We start from the raw sequence: 1,082 nt of genomic DNA, 5'->3' as shown, positions 1-1,082 counted from the left end.
GGCTGTTACGCCATCCACGACACTGGTATTTATCTGGATGCTCAAAACCATGTCATTGCCCGTGCCAAAAACAATCAGGGTTATGCCTGTGAGCTGGAAGGTAACTTAGAATCCTCTTTAGAAGTTTGGGCTTATGTCATCTCACGCCCAGAGCCAACAAAAGCAGTGGTGGGAATGGGTAAACGAGACGTTGCCTTTGATGCGGGCCTGCCTATTGCAGAGCGGGCCTACAGTAACGGGATGCCTATTTCAGCTTCAGGAATCACCGCGACCGCTGTTATGGATCAACATACGTTTATTGAGATAGATGCCGATAACGATATCCAGGTTGGCGATATGATCGCTTTTTCTACCTCTCATCCATGCTTAACTTTTGATAAATGGCGTCATATTGCCATTTGTGATGACGACTATCAGGTGACGCATTGGGTAGAAACCTGCTTTTAACGAACTGACATTCGTTATACTGAGAAAAACACAAAACAACCGCCACTTATTGCTAAAGCGTCAAATGGTTAATCAACGTCAAATGGTTAATCAACGTCAAACGACTGATAAGTACCATGTAGCATGGTCAATCGACGAGACTAAATAGAGACCAATAAGGTAACAAATGAGGAATACTTTTTGACACTTGAAGTAGATATTGTTTCCCAAATTGCTGAACGCTTTGGGGCGCTGCGAGAAGCAGAGAAAAAAGTCGCGAAGCTGATCATGGACGACATCAATCTTGCAGCAAACGCGAGTATTACAGAACTTGCTGAAAATGCAGCGGTCAGTGAAGCGACCATTACTCGATTTGCTAAAGCCATTGGCTGTAATAACGTTCGCGATATGAAGATTAAGCTCGCTCAGTCACTGACCATTGGACAGCGATTCATACTCGACCCACCGGATCAATCAGGCTACCAGGGGGTATATGAGTCAATAAAACAATCGCTCGACATCAATCGCCGCCTAGTCAATGAACAAGACATCGGAATCGCAATAGATTGGCTGCACAAAGCAAGACAGATCATCTCTATTGGAATGGGAGGAGGTTCAACTATCGCCTCTCAAGAGCTTCAACATCGACTGTTTCG

General features: G+C 44.8%; 1 protein-coding gene and 1 pseudogene. Both read left to right on the top strand.

From position 1 onward, the window contains the following. Nucleotides 1-447, top strand: a pseudogene (locus ACP45E_RS19790) (amino acid deaminase); the annotation flags it as partial. 180 nt (nucleotides 448-627) lie between these two features. After that, the coding region (locus tag ACP45E_RS19785; RefSeq protein WP_141707441.1) for a MurR/RpiR family transcriptional regulator at nucleotides 628-1,082 on the top strand (455 nt) is incomplete at its 3' end.

This window comes from Vibrio genomosp. F10 str. 9ZD137 (assembly GCF_049974785.1).
Lineage (GTDB): Bacteria > Pseudomonadota > Gammaproteobacteria > Enterobacterales > Vibrionaceae > Vibrio.
Note: the sequence above shows the minus strand (reverse complement) of the source record. Positions and strands in the feature narration are given on the sequence as shown.